Raw genomic sequence first — 19,386 nt, forward strand, 5'->3', positions numbered from 1 at the left:
TTTTATTTATTTTACAAAAATGTAGTGAGCTGCCTTGTAACCAATGCTGAGTTCCTTGTTATCCGTTAGATTTTCAACCGTCACTGGTCCTTCAAACGGATCATGCTTAATTACGTGTAGTTTGTCGCCAAGGTCCAGCTTAATATCGCCCAAATAAGTTAATAGGTCATGATTATCAATAAAACGGTCCACAACAACTGTTTGACCATCCTCAGCATCATTCAACACTTGGTGTGAATAGTCGTCAAAGTGACCATTTTCATCCGGAATAATACCGCCGTATGGACAATGTTGTGGATGCCCGAGAAACGTATCCAACGAGTTGACTAGCTTCGTACTTGTCACATGTTCTAGAACCTCGGCTTCATCATGAACATCTGGTAACGCATAGCCCAGCTTATCAACTAAAAAGCTTTCCCAGATACGATGCTTACGAACTAGAACAACGGCTAATTCTGTCCCCTTTTGGGTGAGGGATATTCCAGAATATGGTGTATGAACAACTAAGTTCTCCTCGGCCATTTTTCCAACCATTTCAGTTACGGACCCTGCCGCAATATTTAAACTAATGGCAACTTGTTTGTTTGAAACTTCGCGTTTTGTTCCGCCAAGCTCGAAAATAATTTTCAAATAATCTTCCTTCATCGGAGTCATACTTGCCAAATGAGTCAACGCCTTTCAATTTTATTAGTTAAATGTCGCGTCCTTGATCATAAATCAATTTTTCACCCTCACCGCGACTTGCTTCGGCCTGGATGGTTACGTGTGCAATTTGATATTTGGACTTTAACAATTTTTCAATTTTTCGATAAACTGGCTCAACGTCACTTAAACACATATCGGCCATATTGACGTGGGCAGAAAAGACCACGCTATTTTCGTCAACCATCCACGCATGAACGTGATGGACATCATTGACCCCTTCAATTTGAATTAAATCACGGCGAATTGCCTCATAATCTAAACTTGGCGCACCTTCCATCAAAATATTGATAGCTTGCTTTATAATTGGCCAGCATTCAAACATGATATAAATTGCCACCAAAATTGTCACAATCGGGTCAATAATGGTAATTCCATAGAACTTAATCAACACCGCGCCAAGAATAACCCCAACTGAAGACAAGGTATCACTCATCATATGAAGGTAGGTCGCCTTGATGTTCATATTGTGATGGGAACCCCGACTTAATAGAATAACTGAAATAAGATTTGCCACTATTCCCACAATCGCGACAATTAGCATTAATGTCCCGTCGATTGTCTCAGGTTCCGAGAATCGTTTAACGGCTTCAGCTATCAAAAATAGCGAAATAAAAACGAGTAAGGCTGCATTCAAAAGTGCGGCTAATATTTGTGCTCGTCGGTAGCCAAATGTATTTTGTGAGTCCTGTGATTTTTTGCTGATTTTATGAGCAATGTAACTGATAACAATGGATAATGAATCCCCCAAATTATGAAAGGCATCCGATAGCAGCGCGAGACTACCAGATAGTAAGCCACCAATAATTTCTAAGACCGTAATACAAACGTTTAGGACAGTCACGCCAAAAAAGCGTTTGCCGGATAAAGCATCATGCATGTTGACTCCTCCTATTCGTCTATATTATCGCACTGTCAGTTGAAAATGAAAATACTAAAAAAGAGATTGCTCAATTGCAATCTCCCAAAGACGTCTTTATCTGCCAGTCACGTGTGATGGAACCTTTACTAATCGTTCGTATGCGTAGTCCCATTCATTATCAAGACCCATGTTAAGTAGCTTAACCATGCCAGTTTGCTCATAACCTGATTTTAATATCACGTGTTGCATCCCTTTATTATCTGGATGTGTGTCGATGCGCAGGCTGTTAATGTCAGGCATTGTTTTTGCAACTTCTTCATAAATGCCATCGAGTAACTTATAGCCTAATCCTTTGCCGTGGTGGCTACTTGAAACAGCAACACGGTGAACAGCAACGCTATTCATGGTGTCCGTCTCAGTGAGCCATTGGCCATCGATTGTTTGATAACTTGCATCTTGGCCAGGGATTACTGCTGCAGATCCAACAATCTCGCCATCATCCTCAAGAACCATTACGTATCGTTTTTCAATATCGTCCACAATTATTTCAGTGTTGGGATAACCACCTTGCCATTGATCGACACCCTGTTCGGCTAATCGGTCACGGCCGTCCATTACGATTGTTTCGATTGCTTGAAGATCCTTCATTTCTGCTCTTCTGATTTGCATTAGTAAATCCCTCCTCGTTTTATCCAATAACTAAGATTTTGTTATTCTACACACTTAAAAGAGGAGTTGCAACAGTTTTGAACGCGAATTTTCATAAAAGTTTCATGAGATATTTTTCTCATAAAAGGGGCTTGTAAATCGCGCTTTTTACCCATAAAAATGATAAAAAAAGCCATCCGAGAATTTCTTAAACTCGGATGGTTTTGGAGGAGGCACCCCTGTGCGACCAGAAAATAAAAGGGTTACTTAGATTTTCCGTTTACACGTTGCTTCACTGACACGATTACTAACCGGCGATTAGTCGCAGGTACTCAAAGCGCAATTTCGACGCGCTATCAATTAGTCGTTTACGTTGGTAAAGTCTTCTTAACAACACGTAACAACATGACACTACCAATCCAGCCATAAGATCGATTGGCGTTGAGAAATTTTTGGTGCGCACGGGCTTCACGCCTTCCTCTAACTCTAAAATACCATGGTGGCGACCAAACAACAATAAGAAGCGCTTAAATTAAGAAAAGCAAAATGAAATCACTCGAAGTTTCGAGTGATTTTGATTGTTATCTATTAAATTAAACTTGGTGTATTTGCTGAATCGGCTTCAACCTTAGCCGCTTGGCAAAGTGGCATCAGTTCTTTAAGGTCATCTAGAGACGTTCCGTTATCACGGAAACACTCAACCATGTCTAGCCAATACTGATCGGAATCAGTAAAACGCCAGTCTGACGCTGCCTGGTTTTGGTGGCTTGGTAATAACCCAGCTGCAATGTATTCACGAATGCGATCCTGATTCACGCCGGTTGATTTCGCAAAATCTGTTAACGCCATTTCCATGGTAATGCCTCCCTTCAAAATTTATATCGTCGTAATCATACAACCCTAATAATGGAAATGCAACCTTTTTAGGCTTTCTTTTTTGACCATCTAAAAAGATGCCTAGATTGCCCGATTCTCGGGCCACTAAAATGAAAAAATAATGAGAAAAAGTCCTTTTTATTCCATTGAAAATACGCTAAACTTTAAACATGCATTGGAGGCGGAAACGTGAATTCTGAACTTACATTTAAAGCCGGCGTTAAAGACGTCGTGCCAACCCTATTCGGCTACATAGGTGTTGGAATTGCATTTGGCATCATTGGTCACACTAGCCACCTTAGCATCTTAATGATTGCCTTCATGTCCTTTTGGGTCTATGCGGGATCGGCTCAGTTCATCATCGCAAACATGATTCTGGTCCACGATCCGATTTCAGCAATTGCAATTTCCACGTTTCTAGTCAATTCACGCATGATCTTAATGGCGACCACCCTTGCCCAATACTTCCGAAAAGATTCCATCCTAAATAATATCGGAATCGGAATTTTAACAACGGATGAAACCTTTGCGTTAGCAATGAATAAACTAAACCGTACCAAGCAGCACCTGACCGCGCGTTGGCAGCATGCCGCAAACCTGCTGGCCTATCTGATTTGGATTTTGGCAACGATCGTTGGCGCTTGGATTGGCAGTCTCATTTCATCGCCCGAAAAGTTTGGCCTCGACTTTGCCTTGGTTGCCATGTTCATTGGCCTCGTCTACTTGCAGCTTATCACTGACAAAACAAAGGGCTTCCGGACCCAATTACTCGTCATGCTGTTTGTTGTCATTTGCCTCTACTTTTCGATGGCGGTCATGTCCGCTAATATTGCGGTTCTCTTTTCAACAATTTTGGGGTGTGCATTTGGGATGGTGATTGATAAATGAATCTCTACATATTTTTAACGATTGTGGTTTGTGGCATTGTCACAATTCTATCAAGAGTCGTTCCTTTCTTACTGGTGAAACGATTTGAGTTGCCAGCCTTAGTTATCAAATTTTTATCCTTCATGCCAATTACGATTATGACGGCGCTCATGTTTGAAAATCTATTGGTCGCCAAAACCGGTCACTTGCCTCTATTTGACTGGCAAAATGTCCTTGCAACCATTCCAGCAGTCATCGCTGCCATCATCTCAAAGAGTCTTCTGATTGTGGTAGTCGTTGGCATCATTGCTATGGCTGTGATTCGTTACTTTAATTTTGGCTAAGCAAAAGGCCTAGGATCAATCACTTTTTCGTGACTGACACTAGGCTTTTTTCATTCCCTTAATCATGTGATTAACGGCAACTATTCCAATTGCTAAACAAATTCCGATTGCTAGGAACGACCAATTATGAAGGTAATCCGTTGCCCAACCAAAGACAAAGGACCCAATTGGCTGCAAGCCATCAATCGCAATAAACCAAATTCCAAAGATTCTTCCCAAATACTGATTATCGGTTAAGTCCTGTGTCACAGTAAACGCCCTAATATTAAATGAGGCCATTGAAAATCCATAGACCAAGGCAAAGACCAGCAGTACGGGATAGAACTTGAAAATACCAGTAATCATTAGCATGCCACTCGCAATGATCAAATCTCGATAATTCTTTTCTCGCTGTCCCCGTCCCGATTCAAATGTCAGTCTAAGTCCACCTAGAATGCCCCCGATTGCCAATGCACTCAACAAAATACTATACAGTGCCGATTTACCCCCATAAAAGTGGTTAACGTCGTATGGCAAAACTAAGCGGGCTGCAGCGTACATCACGTTTGCAACGCCACTTAACGCCACATTTTCAATTAGCAGCGGGCTTTTTAACACATACTTGAATCCAGACGCCAAACTATCGAAAATGCTAAGCCGCTCACGAGTCGATTCTTGCATTTTATAGGGCATAAAGACGAATAGTAAAAATGATATCGTAAACGAAATTCCATTAATTGCCAAAAACTCACGAAAGTTAATCCACTTTATTGTCAGCAATAATCCGCCAATCAGTGGGGCAACCACATCCGCAAGATTAATGGTTGTGTTTGATAATGCATTAAATCGCTGCAAGGCCTTTGAGTGAATGACTTCTGGCACAATCGCTTTCGCAGCCGGCAAACTAAATGCCAGACCAACATCAAGAACACCCGTAAGCGTCAATAATTGCCAAGGAGCTGGATTGTTCGGATTCACGATGAATGCAAAACTAAAACAGGCCGCTAAACTAATGAACTCCGATGCTACCAAAATTCGCTTTCGATTATAATTATCAATCAATACCCCACAGAAAAAATCGCCAAGCAGGAGGACAATTCCCCCGAACGCTTGCACCATTCCTAGTAAAGATGTGGTTCCAGTTGCCTTCACGACAAACCAATTTAGCCCAAAAATGTAGAGGGAGTCGCCCATCCGCGAAATAAATGGCGACAAAAATAGTGGCCAACTAAAATTACGAACCTTCATCACAACTCCCCCCTCTTCTTTACAGCTTATGACGCTTCAATCATTCGCCACTCGCCCTCATTTGCCTTAGAAATATCATTCAAAAATTTCAGAACTCGTTTGGCGCGATCGGGCTGCTGTTCATAAAGTGTGTTGAGCCCCTGACCCGTTGTTACTGGGTTTCCAAGATTAAACTTTTGATCATCAAATTGGCCTTCAGCAAACGCAACAACCGTTTCGCCCGAATCAATTTTAGTGATAATGAAGAAGAAACTAAAGTCATCATCATCGGCCATATAGGCGGGCATTGCCCAAATATCATCGGCAATTTCATTCATTTCGTAGTCTAAAAATTTAAAGTCTTTGTGATTCTTTTGTGTGACGGGATTTGCCAGAATCAACAGCATCTGCTTAAATTCATCGTCACCCAATTGAAGATTATCCTTCATCGTTTGTGCCTCCATTTAGTGATATTGTTTCTATTCTATCAGTGGCCATCGGTTTAGTCATGAGTTATTTTAGGAATCAAATGAAATAAGCCCCGAGTTTGGAATTTCCAAACTCAGGACTTTTTAGATTAAAGTTTAATGGTGGCTCGATTATCAACCTGCTTTTGCATGTGATAATACTCGTGGTCCCCAATCATCCGCTTGCCGACAACCTCAAAGCCATGACGCCCATAAAGTTTCATCGCGTCTGGATTTTCAAAGTCGACATTCAAACCGATGACAGACTCGTCGTCTGCCTTAGCATATTCTGGAAGTGCTCTTAAAAGCTGGCTTCCAACGCCATGCCCTTGATAATCTGGCGATACAGCAATGGAATCTAAGTACCATTCGTTGCCATTTGTTTCTGAGTCAAACGTCATTGGCTCATCAAAATCGTTACTCTTAGCGGATAAGTTCTCTAGAACCCGATCAACCGCTTCCTCATTTTCGCCAGGGTACCCAAAGGCAACCCCAACAACTTGGCCATTGGCCTCGGCCACCACGGTGGTTGCCTTATCGGACAAATAAGTTCTTGTTCGATAAGCCATCGTAATGACCTTCTCTAATCCAGGTTCAGGAATATCTTCTAATTCCTCAAGCTGCATTTCATCAAAAATCAGATTAATTAAGGGCGCTATCTGGCCCGCATCATCCGATTTGGCTGTTCTAATGGTTAACACAAAAATCCTCCTATTTGTTACTTAGATACAAGGATACTGAACAAACCCCTAAAAGTCAAAGCGGTTGTCCTTTTGATTTTTGCTCTAGTCCATTAACCGACTGTTCCAATGATTCCTGTCGCAATCTTAGCTCAACCAATTCACTCCGAATTTCACTTAGAATTTCAATTTCAACTTTTGAAACTTCAAGCGAATGGGGCATTTGATTTTGAGATAGGTGATCCAACTTAGCATGCAAAATTCTTAATTCATGTTCGGATTTTAAATTAACGTGAAAATCATTTTCTGCGTCAAGCCGGTCGCGATCCGCAGACCGATTCTGACTCATCATAATGATGGGCGCCTGAATTGCGGCAATACAACTCAAGAATAAATTCAGTAGAATAAACGGATACGAATCAAAATGAATGCCAAACAATTGCAGAGAATTGAACACCATCCAGAAAACCAGGATGCAAACGAAAATAATGATGAATCCCCAACTACCACCAAAACGAGCCACATCATCGGCAATCTTTTGCCCAAAAGTGAGACTGTGCAGTAATTTATCATTCACATCCGTGACTTCATAATCATCGCTTTGAAGCGCTTTAGTCAGTTTTCGATTAATTTTGCCACTCTGCTTTAAATCGGTATTAATCAAAGCATCGACACTGGCTAACCTGTAACGCAATAAGTGGTGACTACAAATAAAATCATTCGGTGTTACCTTTGGATGATCCGCCTTAATTCGATTCCGTAATTCAGTGGAAAGCTCTTTTAAGTAGACGCCCTCTTCGACCTCATATTCTCGATTATCAACAATGCAAGAAACGTGTTGCTTCTTTTCAGCCATTTGTTCACCTCAAAATCCTTTAATAGACCCATTGTACCATGCTCGCTGGAAACAAAAAAAGTAGCTCGCTCAGCTACTTTCAAAAGTTATTCAATTGCGCCATATCTGCCGGCAAGTCTGCCTTAAACTGCTGCAACTCACCCGTAAACGGATCCGTAAACGATAACTCACTCGCATGGAGTGCTTGACGGCTAATGCCCAAATTCAACGGACCATGATACAATTCATCGCCCAACAACGGATGACCAATTGCTTGAAAATGAACCCGAATTTGATGCGTTCTGCCAGTCAACAGATTAACTTTTACCAGCGAATAATCATCGTTCTGGCCCAGGACCCAGTATTCCGTTTGTGCGGATTTCCCATCTGGTGCCACAATCTGATTAAAGCCCTCATCCGCTCGTCGAATTGGCTTATCAATTAAATCATGGGCTTTTTCCATATTTCCCGCAACGATAGCAATATACGTCTTTTTCAATTCATGATTAGCCAGTTGCTCGCTAAAGAGCGAATTAGCATATCGGTGTTTTGCAACTAAAACCAAACCACTCGTAAAGCGGTCCAATCTGGTAATAATATGGGGAACTAGCTGCGCTGAATTTTCATTCATCAAATGGCCCTTAATCCGGTTAACCAGCGTGTCCTCACGATTTGCAGGACCAGGAACAACCGTCAGCCCAGCCTCCTTATTGACGACCAGCCAGTGATTGGTTTCAGCCACGATGTCTAACGGCTCATAACTTACTGGAACATTTGGATCGGAGGGTTCATCCGGTAAATTGAACCCAATGGTATCCCCCACCGAAACGAATTCGCTTGCATCCACCAAGTCACCATTTAATTGAAAAGAAGCATCACTTTCCTGTTTAGCCGCACTAATTAAGCGGTGACTAACACCCTTTGTTCCTAAAAACTTTTTGACAGTTTGATCCGGACCCGTTTCCTTTTGCCATTCAAATTGCATCCCTTTTCCAACCTCTTTCATCTATCAGTAAGATGATACCAGCTTCAACCCCAAAGTTAAAGCAAAGTTGAAAGTGCAGGTTGATCAGCTTCCGTAATGCCGTAAGTATCCCGGAACTTCTTGATTGTTTTAGAATCAAATTGGTCAGGATCAATTGGCATGAAACTCGTGTCAACCGGGTCCTCATTTTTGATGCTGGCTTCGATGACGATGGGTCGTTTGTCTCCTTGTGCTTGCAAATCTAGTGCCTTGTTAAATACCTCATCTAGTTCAGCCTGCGTCTGGGCGTGCAAGCCGACAGCCCCCATATTCTCAGCAACGCCAGCCCAATTTGCCCCGACAAATTGAACCCCATAGTCCGACTGTCCCCGGCTAGATTCTTCGTGGGAAATAAAGCCAAACGCTGAGTTTTTCATAATAACGGTGATAACGGGGGTTTGGTACTGCACCTGCGTTAGTAAATCTTGAGAAACCATTGTGTAGCCGCCATCGCCCATGATGCTAATGACTTGGCGATTAGGTTGTTCCAATTTGACGGCCAGCCCAGCTGCTAATCCATATCCCATTGTGCCAATCCAGGACGACATGCTCATCTCCTGATCAGCATTAAAGGGGAGTTGTCGAGTAGCCCACGTGACGTTGTTACCAACATCGAGTGCAAAATAAGCGTCTTGATCAGCGCGTTGCTTGATGGTATTAATGACGGCTTCAGCGGTTAACTGCCCTGGTTGAGAAGCGCGTTTGGCTAAGTAATTTAGCCAATTTTGGCGATTGGTTCGATTGGCCTTAACCCAACCGTTAAATGGTTGTAGGTTTCCAGCGTCAATCAACTTTTGAAGATAGGCTTTGCCATCTGCTAACACCGCCTGATCCACGGCACGTTGACGACCCAAAACGGATAAACGGGTATCAATTTGAACGACTTTAATAGTCTTTGGTAAGAAGCGGGCAAACGGATAGTTGGTCCCAACCATGATTAGCAAGTCAGCTAACTGGCCGGCTTCAAAAGCGGGTTTGGACCCAATTCGTCCCATTGATCCCAGCATGTTTCTGAAATCAGACGATACAACGCCAATTGCAGGCGCACTCGTCACAATGGGAAGCTGAAACTTTTCCGAGAAAGCTTGAATAAGTTCCCGATTTCCCTTCATCCCTTGACCAACTAGCAATAAGGGCCGCTTGGCTGCTTTAATCAAATCGAGTGTTTCGGCCACATCTTCATCCGCAATTTTACTTTCAATCGTTGAATGGCTAATTTGCTTGGTTTTAATTGGTTCAAAATTAATTGTCTGCGCTGGTAAGTCATCTGGCATAATAATGACGGCAGGGCCATTGTGTCCGTATGCATAACGAATGGCAGCATCCACAACGTCTGGAATCTGTTCTGCCGTGGTTACTTGTTTATGAAAATCGGTAAAGTCACTGAACCAAGCATCCTCATCCATTTCTTGAAGATAAGCGGTGTTAATTGCTTTTGTGACTGTTTGACCAACGATGGCAAGAACAGGCACATGATCCATTTTGGCGTCGTATAATCCGTAAAGTAGATGAAGTGCCCCTGGTCCGACTGACCCGCACATGACCCCAATTTTGCCGGTTGCCTTGGCCGTTGCGACAGCAGCCAGCGAGCCTACTTCCTCGTGGCGAACTTGAATGTACTCAATTTTATCCCGTTCTTGATAAAACCCATCGATTACCGTATCGGCTGGAATACCGTATACCCGTTTGATATCCCAGGATTCTAAAACTTGTGCTAAAGCTTGTGAAGCTTTCATTTCTGCCATAATTCACACCTCAATTAGTTTAATTGTCCCCTTAAATGTACACTATTTTTAGCAATCAAGAAAGGGCTTACATTCTCAATCAAATTCATTGCGATTTGACCCCCACCTTAGATATAGTAGGGATAACAATAAAGGAGGACATTTCAATGGCAGAGAATAAACGAATTGCCGTCTTAGTAACTGATGGCGTTGAAGATGTTGAACTTACTTCCCCTCGAAGCGCCTTACAAAAAGCCGGGTATTATCCAATTTTAATTGAAGATAAGTCGGGTAAAATTGTGAAGGGTAAACACGACAATCCATTTACGATTGATGAAAGTATCGCGGACGTTAACCCAGATCAGTTCATTGGGCTCTTGCTTCCCGGTGGCTATTCGCCCGACAGCTTACGTGAGGATCCCCGCTACGTCAAGTTTGTAGAAGCTTTTATGGATCAAAACAAACCAGTCTTCGCAATTTGCCACGGCCCCCAGCTGATCATCACTGCGGACAAGGCGAAGGGACGACACATGACCGCCTTCAAAACGATTCAGGTAGACTTGAAGTATGCTGGCGCAGATGTTGAGGATAAAACGGTTGTCGTTGACGATCAATTAGTGACGAGCCGAAATCCTAATGATCTCCAAAATTTCAATGATGCTATGCTCAAGGTGTTAGACGCAGTTCCAGTTTCATAAACTTACAAAAGGAGCTGAGACAAAACAAATGTTTTGTCCCAGCTCCTATTCTATTTCCGAATATTCTTATTTAGTCGGGTTCCAAAAGGCTGCTTTCTCCGCCTAGCTACGATCAACAAATAATCCCAAGTACAGGATTACTCGTTAATCTAGGCTATGCTCATAAGCAAACCGCCTTTTGTCTCACCCTCATTTTTTATACTGTCATATGGTGATTTTGATAGTGTTCCCTCAGGTACTTTGAGGTTAAGCCATTTGGTTGTTTCACAAGATCATCTGGTCGACCCTGCGCCATTATCTGGCCCCCGTCGGATCCGCCCATTGGTCCTAAATCAAAGAGGTAATCTGAGTTTGCCATCAAGTCTAAGTCGTGGGTAATGAGCAAGATTGTTGCCCCTTGCTCAAGGAGTTGATCAAACACTTTCAACAACGTTTGAACGTCCAATGGATGGAGCCCAATCGTTGGTTCATCGAAAATGAAAAGACTGTTTGTTTGCCGACGTTTCAAGTGGGACGTCAGCTTCAGTCGTTGTGCCTCACCACCTGACAACGTTGGTGTATCTTCGCCCAAGTGCAGATAGCCAAGTCCCATTTCCTTTAAAACTTGAAGCGTATCAGCAATAGTCGTTTCATCCTTCAAAACTGGAATTGCTTCTTCCACTTCTAGCGCCAATAAGTCAGCGATCGAGTTCCCGCGCCACTTAATTTTCAAAATGTCCGGGTTAAACCGATTTCCACCACAAGTTAGACAGGTTTCCACCATATCCGGTAAATACTGGATATCCAGTGAAATTTGGCCGGTTCCGCCACAGGTTGGACAGCCACCCTCCTTATTATTGTAGGAGAAGTAGCTTGCTGTGTAGTGGTTCTTTTTGGCGTCGGGCAAACTTGCAAATAATTTACGCAACGCATCCATGATGTTCGTGTAGGTTGCAACCGTTGAACGCATATTTTTGCCGACCGGAGTTGCATCCACACTAACGACATGGCGGAGCTGTCCAGCGTCTAATTTGGCCACATGCTCTGGGAGCTTTTGCTTCTTAATTGAGCGTTCAAGCGCTGGCACCAAGCTATCCAAAATTAAAGTCGTCTTTCCGGCACCAGAAAAGCCAGTAATTGCACTAATTTTCTTCAGCGGGAACTTAGCCGTCAATTGATTTAAATTAAAACGGTGATTAACCGTTAAGCCAAATTGACCCGCTTTGAATAGCGCCTTTTCACTTGCTAATTTCCGAGATTGAATGGTTGCCTCGCCGGACAAAAATGGTCCAATCAGTGACTTATGATTCTTCTTTAACTCATCCGGGGTGCCGGTCGCAACGACTTGACCACCCTTTGCACCAGATCCAGGGCCAATTTCAATCACCCAATCCGCTGCGTTAATAATTGACGTTTCATGATCGACAACGACCAATGAATTTCCGCCTGCAATCAGCTGCCTGAAAATTTTAATCAGCCCAGCAATGTTATCAGGATGTAGCCCCACTGATGGCTCGTCCAAAATGTACAGAACGCCGGTCGTTTCCGTTCGCAACGTGCGGCCTAATTGAATCCGTTGTAACTCACCGGTTGAAAGTGTTGATCCTAATCGATTCATCGTCAAATAGTTCAACCCTAAATCGAGCAACGGCTGCAATTGATTTAACAATTCAGAACTTAAATTAGTCGCTAATGCTTGCATATTTTCCGGTAAGGCAGCCTTCATTTTAGTGACAAAATCCGTTAAATCACCAAGTGGCATTTCACTCGCTTCAGCGATATTCAACCCGGTAACCTCTTGGTGCAACCGATCCGGGTTCAACCGAGTTCCGTGACAGGTTTCACACGTACTAAATTTATAAAACTGATTCAATCGCTTTAGTGCCCGCTCGCTTTTAGTAGTTGCCATACTGTCCTCAATTGCGTTGTAGGCATTTTCAAATAGGGCATGCTCCATATGAAAAACCCGCCCAGTACCAGAAAGAATGTCGACGGGATACTGCTTCTTTTCACCGTGCAAAACCGTGTTCTTTTCCTCATCCGTCAAATCCTTGTATGGAATATCGGTCCGAATCCCCATTGCAGCCGCCACCGTTGGCATGAAATTTCGGCCTGGTAAACGCCATGAGGCAATCGCCCCGTCAGCCAAGCTTGAGTTTTCATCATAGATTAGCTTGCTTGCATCTATTTGCTTCGTTTTTCCCAAGCCACCACAGGTTGGACAAGCGCCATCCGAATTGAAGGCAAAGTCCTCGGCACCAAATGCATGAAATTTAACCCCACAAACGGGACACTCAATGACACTCATTTGGTCACCCACAACATCCATTGCTTCTGCAATCTTAATTGTTGGCTTTATTCGATGACCATTGGGACAAACCGGCGACCCCAACCGTGAGTATATCAACCGCAATACATTATAAATTTCGGTCATCGTGCCGACGGTTGAGCGCACGGAAGGAACATTAGGCCGCTGGCGCAGCGCTAACGCGGCCGGAATGTACTTAACTGATTTGACGTTTGGCCGCCCAACCTGGTTAATTCGGCGTCTCGTGTAGGTCGCTAACGCATCCAAATAACGGCGTGAACCTTCAGCGTACAGGATTCCCATCGCTAAGGAGGATTTCCCAGAACCCGAAAGGCCTGATACGGCGACAAACTGGTTCAGGGGAATGTCGACATCAATCCCCTTTAAGTTGTTAACTTCTCCACCACGGACTTCAATTTGGGTGGGAATTTTAATTTGTTGTGTCATCGAACCCCTCCTATTCGCTTTATATTTTAAACCAAAAAAAGAACAAAGGTGTGACAAAAGACGATTAGCTTCCGAGCGTAACCTAGATTAACGAATAATCCCGTACCTGGATTGTTTGTTAATCTAGGTTAGGCGTAGGGAGTTGCGACTTACACTTGCCGGTCTTTGGGTCTTTGGCTTAGTGTAATCGACAACGACACGAAGTTAGTGCCTTTTGGAGCCCGATTAAAAGAATAATAGGGGGACAGAAAAAAGGTGGAACAAAACTTTTGTTTTGTTCCACCCCATTCTTTCACACATCCCTATTTACCTGACATCACAATCTTTGAAACCTTAACATCCTTATTAATTAAACTAGATGCATAGAACATGTCTGCGATTTCCTGCTGTTGTTTCACAATCTTCGTTGTCACCTTACCCATTGAATAACTCCGACGTTCAACCGTCTTAGTCACAACTTTACGCGAAAGACCTAACGACTTCATCAACATCTTAATCAGCTTTTCATGATGGGTATCTGCCCATTTCATATCTGCTGCCAAGTACTTAGTGAGGTAACTAGAAACATCCGTATTCTTCTTAGCGAAGTTCTTCATTGCCACGACGAAGTCACGGTTGTAACTGACGCCGTTCTTACCCGTAATAAGCAACTTGGCGCCCATTTGAACCTCAGCTTGGGCTGTGTAAGGATCCCAAGTTGACCATGCCGCAACCTTCCCCTTTGAGAAGGCAACGCTGGCAGCTGATTGGTCCATGTTGACCCATTTAATATCGCTGGCTGACATTCCGGCCTTCTTTAAGGCAGATAGTAACAGGTATTGAGAACTCGTGCCCTTCGTGTACGCAACTCGCTTACCTTTTAAATCCTTAATTGATTTAACGGAGGAGTTCTTAGGAATGACGAGCCCAGTTCCGTTCTCCTTGGAAGCACCAGCGGCGATGTAGACCAGTTTGGTTCCAGCTGCTTGAGCCGTAATTGGTGGCGTATCACCCAAACGGGCATAGTCAATATTGCCACTCTTCAATGCCGTCATCAGCGCGGTTCCATCTTGGAACTGTTTGAATACAACGTGATACCCTTTTTTCTTCATCTTCTTGGCTAAATCACCACGTTGACGCGAAATGTCAACGGGATCGGCTTTTTGATAACCAATCGTGATTGTTTTTAAACTAGTCGTTGAAGCACTATTATTGGCCTGTTTGTAGCCATAAAATGCGCCACCAATTCCGAGAAGCACTATTAAAATAAGGAGGTACTTTTTCCATTTCTTACTCATGCTTCTCCTCCAACACTGGCAGCTAGTAATGATTCACGCAGCTTAGGGCGAACCACTTTACCAGTCGTATTCAATGGGAATTCATCAACAAAAATAACTTCGGTTGGCCGTTCGAATTTAGCCAACTTATGTTCCGTATATTTTAGAATCTTTTCTTTAGCTAGTGGGCGACTTGTTTCGCCTGCCTTTAAGATGGTCACAGCCGTCACAGCTTCTCCATATAAATCATCGGGCATCCCAATAACCGCAACTTGTTCAATGAACGGTAACTCATTGAGCACATTTTCGACCTTAGCGGGCGCAACTTTCTCACCACCGCGACTAATCATTTCCTTCCGACGACCTTTTACAAATAGGTAGCCATCTTCATCTAGGTAACCTAAATCACCGGTTAAGAACCAGTCATTGTGAAATGACTCTGGATTTGTCTCCAGGTAGTCAGAAATAACGTGATCACCACGAACCGCAATTTCGCCCACCACATCAGGCGCATCGACCATCTCACCGTCAACGATGAGTTTTAAGTCAGTTGCAAATGGTTTCCCAGCTGAGCCAACTTTGGGTGCATCTAACGGGTTAATCGTGCATTGACTCGCAGTTTCAGTCATCCCATAACCTTCTAAGATTAACGTGTGGAACCGATCTTCAAAATCCGTCAGCTTCTTAAGTGGCAGCGCAAAGGATGAACTTCGCAAGAATCGAAGATGAATCTGATCTTGATAGTCATCAAACTGTGCTTGTGATTTTTCGTTGAGCAACAAAATTGATAAAATTGTTGGCACAACCGAGGCCCAGGTCACATCACCTTTGGCAACTTGTGACCAGAATCGACTGGCACTAAATTTCTTAGCAATCGATACTCGTCCACCAGCCAGCCGCATTTGAAGCAACGACATAATTTGTGAATTAACGTGGAACATTGGCATCATAATCAAAGCAGTATCCTTCGACGTTGTTTCATGGCTATCACGATCATGAATTGCCCCGTTGTACAACAACTCGTGAGTTAGGCCAACACTCTTGGGCTTACCAGTTGTTCCGGAAGTATGCAGCACCAACGCAAGATCCGTTTCAAGAATGCGGGTTTCATTGGGCTTCGTCCGGTTAACCAAGACCCGATCATTCCAAAGAATTGGTAATTCCATGATTGTTCTTAAGGAAATGGTCGTTCTCGTAATACCAGCTAGTCCTGACAGTGGCTTTGCAAATTGCTGTTGAACAAATGCAACCGGATAGTCATCACTACTGATTAAGGCTGTTAGCTCCTCACCTGGTGTTGTATCAGAAATTGGATATGCCACAGCACCAATTTCCCAAATTGCTTGCATGAGGGGGGCGTAGACGACTGCGTTTTGTAACGCAATTAATACGTGATCGCCATAGCCAACGTTTCTTGCCAACATCGAATTTTTGAGCGATTCTACGTCCATTTGGAATTGACGACGGGTATACCAAATGCCGTTTTCTGCATCTTGCAGTATATTTTTGTCTTGGTCTACATCTAATTCTTTGATTAATGCTGTTGTTAATTTTGTCATATAATCGCTTCTTTCTTATGCGTGACTGGATTTTTTCTCTGCTTCAATTGCAATATTTTCTGAATTTGGTTGCTTGAATTTCCAAGGCCACTTTAACTTTCCACGACCAATTAAGAGGTCAAATGGCGGTACCTTGAGGCAGAAGTACGAAATGAGAAATGAACTCCCAACGACGAACGCGTAGCCAATTGGGATTCCCCAAAACATCAACCACGAAGGGATAAACGTTAATTTGCTTAACGTAAAGCTTAGGATTGCCAGTGGAATTGTTTGAACAAGGTAAATTCCAAATGATACCTTAGAGCTTGTTGCGATAAATTTTTCAACGGTTGGGTTTAACCCATGCATCCGATAAAATGCGTACTTTTGACCAATTAGGAAAACAACCGCGACCATCACCAACGCGTAAACCATTAGATACGGCTGTTGGGCAGTCATCATTTTGCTAAATGACAGTTTCAAAATGCGCCCGTTGTACTCATACAAGAGGAAGGTTCCAAACGATAAAAGGACCGCAATCGCGTAGACTTGCTTCTTGAATTTGGTGAGGAAGGCGGTCACTTTTTGATAATGGATCGCCGTATAACCACCGGCCAAGAAGTACGCCTGATACATGAGGACGTTATTTCCGTATGCCCTAAAAATGTATGGCCAACCACTATTATCAATGTGAGGTAATCCATATTTCACACCAATTAATAACGCGAGTTGAATGGTGAAACTAACGAGCAGAATCGTTCTGTGATGATCTTTAAACTTCCGGAATAGCCAAATGAAGGCTGGAAAAATCAGGTAAAGTTGGAAAACAACGAAGACATAGTATAGATAGAAATTATTTCCATGTAACACTGAGTAACTAAAATCTTTCCAGTACTGCATCCCGTTCAGCGCAATACCAGAGAACAAATCCACAAATAGGAGCAAAATTGCATTCCATGCTAGATAAGGGATTCCAACACTGGTATATCGGCGTTTCCAAAAAGTCAGCCATTTTGAATTCTTACCATAATAATTTAGGAAAAGAACCAATCCGGTCATGAACATGAAGCCCATTCGGGTAAAATGTAACGACAAGTGGGTCGCGTGAATCAGTGATTTACTCAGACTGTCATTCATCGCGGTCCCAAATGCCGTTGTTGTGTGATTAAGTAGGACACCAAAGATGAAGACGCAGCGCATAAAGTCCACTTCATATAGATAGGGTTTTCCGTGCCGCGTCATTTTTTGCTCAGCCATAAATAGCCTCCTCCCCCATAATGTCATGGAGGACGGTTTCAGCAGCAATGGCAACTTTTGCAACGTCATCACTCTCGACACCAGTCTCTTCAAAACGGCTCGTTCCGTCGCGAATGACGATGACTCGATCAGCCATTCTAACCGCCTCATTGACATCATGCGTCACTAAGATGGTCGTTAACTTTTGTTCTCGACAAATTTTTAATATCAGATCCTGCATTTGCCTTCTGGTCAGCGCATCTAATGCGCCAAGTGGTTCATCCAACAGCAACAGTTGTGGATGGGCCATTAAGGCTCTTGCTAACGCGACTCGTTGCTTTTGACCACCGGAAAGTTGGCTTGGATATTTATCCTTCTGATCCGACAATCCCACCAGTTCCAACATTTCCGAAGCTTCAGTCTGGGTCTCCTTATTTTTGCTTTGGAAACAAACATTTTCGCCAATCGTGAGCCACGGTAAGAGCCGATCATTTTGAAACATCACCCGAATGATGGGGTTTTCTTGGCTAAAATTAATTTCACCGTTACTTTGCTTTTCTAGTCCAGCAATCAGTCTGAGGAGGGTACTTTTCCCACCACCACTTTTGCCGACCAACGCAATAAACTCATGATTTTGAATGCTTAAATTAACATCATGCAAAATGACTTTGTCGCCATAATTTTTCGCCACATTTCTAATTTTTACGAATTCATCAGTCATTTGTGACATCTTCTTTCGCCTGACGCCAATCTAGTAGGTAGCTTTCCAGCCCCTTGGCAATTAAATCGGAAATCTTACCAAGCAATGCGTAAATTAAAATACATAGTAGGACCGTTTTCATATCCATAAATTCCTGGGCATTCGTTGACATGTACCCGATTCCAGAATCTGATGAGATTGTTTCAGCGACAATCAAGGTCGTCCACATTACCCCCAGCGCGTATCGAACTCCCATCAAAATGGTGGGTAGCGCGCCTGGGAAAATGATCTTGGAGAACAGTTGCACTTTTGTTAATCCATACGACTGACCCATTTCGACTAGCTCCGGATCAACTGAGCGAATTCCATGAAGCGTGTTGATATAAATTGGGAACATGACCCCAATTGCTACCAGAGAAATCTTGGCTGATTCGCCAATTCCAATGAGTAGAATAACGAGCGGAATCAACGATAGATGCGGAATATTCCGCAACATTTGGACGGTTGAATCAGTTAATCCGCGAAAAATCTTTGAAATTCCGTTTAGAAATCCAAGGATGAAACCAACGCTTCCGCCGATTGCAAATCCAACCAGTGCTCTAAATAAACTGATGCTGACGTTTTTCTGCAGTTCACCGCTTTGTGCTAAGCTAACGCCATCTTTAATGACGTCTAGCGGAGATGGCAGTGTGTCGCTTGACAGCCAACCAACACTGCTGCTGAGTTGCCAAATGGCGAAAATTCCAACTGGAATCAACCAAGGTAATAACCGTTGCCATCTGAATTTTCTCCTTTTTATCACCGGCATTGGGTGTGCATTTGAAATACTTTCCATTGGGCTCAGCCTCTTTCTTTGTTGTCTTTTTCAATCAATGAATTAAGTCTAGTCCGCACTTTTGCTTTTTATGTGAATATAACGGTGTAAAAATGTGAATATTTTTGCCTCCCTACGCAAGAATTTCTTAATAATTAGCGACACAAAAATAGCG

At 43.1% G+C, this 19,386-nt stretch carries 19 protein-coding genes; 3 read left to right on the forward strand and 16 right to left on the reverse strand.

Annotation, left to right across the window (positions count from 1 at the left end; all coding sequences use genetic code 11):
- Nucleotides 1-6 precede the first annotated feature (6 nt).
- The 4 genes from FGL90_RS01990 to FGL90_RS02005 all read right to left on the reverse strand — a co-directional run bounded on the left by FGL90_RS01990 (nt 7) and on the right by FGL90_RS02005 (nt 3,067).
- Nucleotides 7-654, reverse strand: a complete 648-nt coding sequence (locus FGL90_RS01990) for a metal-dependent transcriptional regulator (RefSeq protein ID WP_147657875.1) — start codon at nt 652-654, stop codon at nt 7-9.
- Between the two features lie 37 nt (nt 655-691).
- Nucleotides 692-1,582 carry a cation diffusion facilitator family transporter gene (locus FGL90_RS01995; protein WP_147656638.1) on the reverse strand — a complete coding sequence of 297 codons (891 nt, stop codon included), beginning with the start codon at nt 1,580-1,582 and terminating at the stop codon, nt 692-694.
- A 96-nt stretch (nt 1,583-1,678) separates the two neighbouring features.
- Nucleotides 1,679-2,233: a GNAT family N-acetyltransferase gene (locus tag FGL90_RS02000; RefSeq protein WP_010619563.1), complete on the reverse strand. Its 555-nt coding sequence runs from the start codon at nt 2,231-2,233 to the stop codon at nt 1,679-1,681.
- Nucleotides 2,234-2,800: 567 nt separating this feature from the next.
- Nucleotides 2,801-3,067, reverse strand: coding sequence for a MerR family transcriptional regulator (locus FGL90_RS02005; RefSeq protein ID WP_010619562.1), 267 nt, complete (start codon nt 3,065-3,067; stop codon nt 2,801-2,803).
- Nucleotides 3,068-3,277: 210 nt separating this feature from the next.
- On the opposite strand from FGL90_RS02005, the gene FGL90_RS02010 reads away from it, so the two are divergent.
- Both FGL90_RS02010 and FGL90_RS02015 read left to right on the forward strand, forming a co-directional pair.
- The gene (locus FGL90_RS02010; protein ID WP_010619561.1) at nt 3,278-3,976 is read left to right on the forward strand and encodes an AzlC family ABC transporter permease; all 699 of its coding nucleotides are present in this window, start codon (nt 3,278-3,280) and stop codon (nt 3,974-3,976) included.
- Nucleotides 3,973-4,299 (forward strand): AzlD domain-containing protein, encoded by a 327-nt coding sequence (locus FGL90_RS02015; RefSeq protein WP_010619560.1) that lies wholly within the window; start codon nt 3,973-3,975, stop codon nt 4,297-4,299. The genes FGL90_RS02010 and FGL90_RS02015 overlap by 4 nt, the downstream gene beginning before the upstream one ends.
- 39 nt (nt 4,300-4,338) lie before the next feature.
- On the opposite strand, the gene FGL90_RS02020 is transcribed toward FGL90_RS02015, so the two are convergent.
- The 6 genes from FGL90_RS02020 to FGL90_RS02045 all read right to left on the reverse strand — a co-directional run bounded on the left by FGL90_RS02020 (nt 4,339) and on the right by FGL90_RS02045 (nt 10,256).
- A complete protein-coding gene (locus tag FGL90_RS02020) occupies nt 4,339-5,526 on the reverse strand; it encodes an MFS transporter (protein WP_010619559.1) in 1,188 nt (395 codons plus the stop codon).
- A 26-nt stretch (nt 5,527-5,552) separates the two neighbouring features.
- Nucleotides 5,553-5,954: a hypothetical protein gene (locus tag FGL90_RS02025; RefSeq protein WP_010619558.1), complete on the reverse strand. Its 402-nt coding sequence runs from the start codon at nt 5,952-5,954 to the stop codon at nt 5,553-5,555.
- 128 nt (nt 5,955-6,082) lie between these two features.
- The gene (locus tag FGL90_RS02030) at nt 6,083-6,673 is read right to left on the reverse strand and encodes a GNAT family N-acetyltransferase (protein WP_147656640.1); all 591 of its coding nucleotides are present in this window, start codon (nt 6,671-6,673) and stop codon (nt 6,083-6,085) included.
- 55 nt (nt 6,674-6,728) lie between these two features.
- Complete coding sequence (locus FGL90_RS02035; protein WP_010619556.1) at nt 6,729-7,508, reverse strand: DUF1003 domain-containing protein; 780 nt, start codon at nt 7,506-7,508, stop codon at nt 6,729-6,731.
- A 79-nt stretch (nt 7,509-7,587) separates the two neighbouring features.
- On the reverse strand, nt 7,588-8,472 hold the full coding sequence (locus FGL90_RS02040) for an RluA family pseudouridine synthase (RefSeq protein WP_147656642.1): 885 nt from the start codon (nt 8,470-8,472) through the stop codon (nt 7,588-7,590).
- Nucleotides 8,473-8,528: 56 nt separating this feature from the next.
- Entirely contained in the window at nt 8,529-10,256 is a 1,728-nt protein-coding gene (locus tag FGL90_RS02045; RefSeq protein WP_010619554.1) for a thiamine pyrophosphate-dependent enzyme, read from the reverse strand.
- 146 nt (nt 10,257-10,402) lie between these two features.
- Here FGL90_RS02045 and FGL90_RS02050 point away from each other — a divergent pair, with 146 nt between their 5' ends.
- Nucleotides 10,403-10,933: a type 1 glutamine amidotransferase domain-containing protein gene (locus FGL90_RS02050; protein WP_010619553.1), complete on the forward strand. Its 531-nt coding sequence runs from the start codon at nt 10,403-10,405 to the stop codon at nt 10,931-10,933.
- A 196-nt stretch (nt 10,934-11,129) separates the two neighbouring features.
- Here FGL90_RS02050 and FGL90_RS02055 read toward each other — a convergent pair whose 3' ends face one another.
- The 6 genes from FGL90_RS02055 to FGL90_RS02080 form a co-directional block, all read right to left on the reverse strand.
- Nucleotides 11,130-13,667: an excinuclease ABC subunit UvrA gene (locus tag FGL90_RS02055; RefSeq protein ID WP_147656644.1), complete on the reverse strand. Its 2,538-nt coding sequence runs from the start codon at nt 13,665-13,667 to the stop codon at nt 11,130-11,132.
- A 302-nt stretch (nt 13,668-13,969) separates the two neighbouring features.
- Nucleotides 13,970-14,944 carry an aliphatic sulfonate ABC transporter substrate-binding protein gene (locus FGL90_RS02060; protein ID WP_010619551.1) on the reverse strand — a complete coding sequence of 325 codons (975 nt, stop codon included), beginning with the start codon at nt 14,942-14,944 and terminating at the stop codon, nt 13,970-13,972.
- Nucleotides 14,941-16,482 (reverse strand): AMP-binding protein, encoded by a 1,542-nt coding sequence (locus FGL90_RS02065; RefSeq protein WP_147656646.1) that lies wholly within the window; start codon nt 16,480-16,482, stop codon nt 14,941-14,943. The genes FGL90_RS02060 and FGL90_RS02065 overlap by 4 nt, the downstream gene beginning before the upstream one ends.
- A 15-nt stretch (nt 16,483-16,497) precedes the next feature.
- Nucleotides 16,498-17,718 (reverse strand): acyltransferase, encoded by a 1,221-nt coding sequence (locus FGL90_RS02070; RefSeq protein ID WP_010619549.1) that lies wholly within the window; start codon nt 17,716-17,718, stop codon nt 16,498-16,500.
- The gene (locus tag FGL90_RS02075) at nt 17,711-18,418 is read right to left on the reverse strand and encodes an ABC transporter ATP-binding protein (RefSeq protein ID WP_010619548.1); all 708 of its coding nucleotides are present in this window, start codon (nt 18,416-18,418) and stop codon (nt 17,711-17,713) included. The genes FGL90_RS02070 and FGL90_RS02075 overlap by 8 nt, the downstream gene beginning before the upstream one ends.
- On the reverse strand, nt 18,411-19,232 hold the full coding sequence (locus FGL90_RS02080; RefSeq protein WP_147656648.1) for an ABC transporter permease subunit: 822 nt from the start codon (nt 19,230-19,232) through the stop codon (nt 18,411-18,413). The genes FGL90_RS02075 and FGL90_RS02080 overlap by 8 nt, the downstream gene beginning before the upstream one ends.
- Nucleotides 19,233-19,386 lie beyond the last annotated feature (154 nt).

The sequence above is a fragment of the Secundilactobacillus malefermentans genome (assembly GCF_008033155.1).
In the GTDB taxonomy this organism is placed as follows: domain Bacteria; phylum Bacillota; class Bacilli; order Lactobacillales; family Lactobacillaceae; genus Secundilactobacillus; species Secundilactobacillus malefermentans.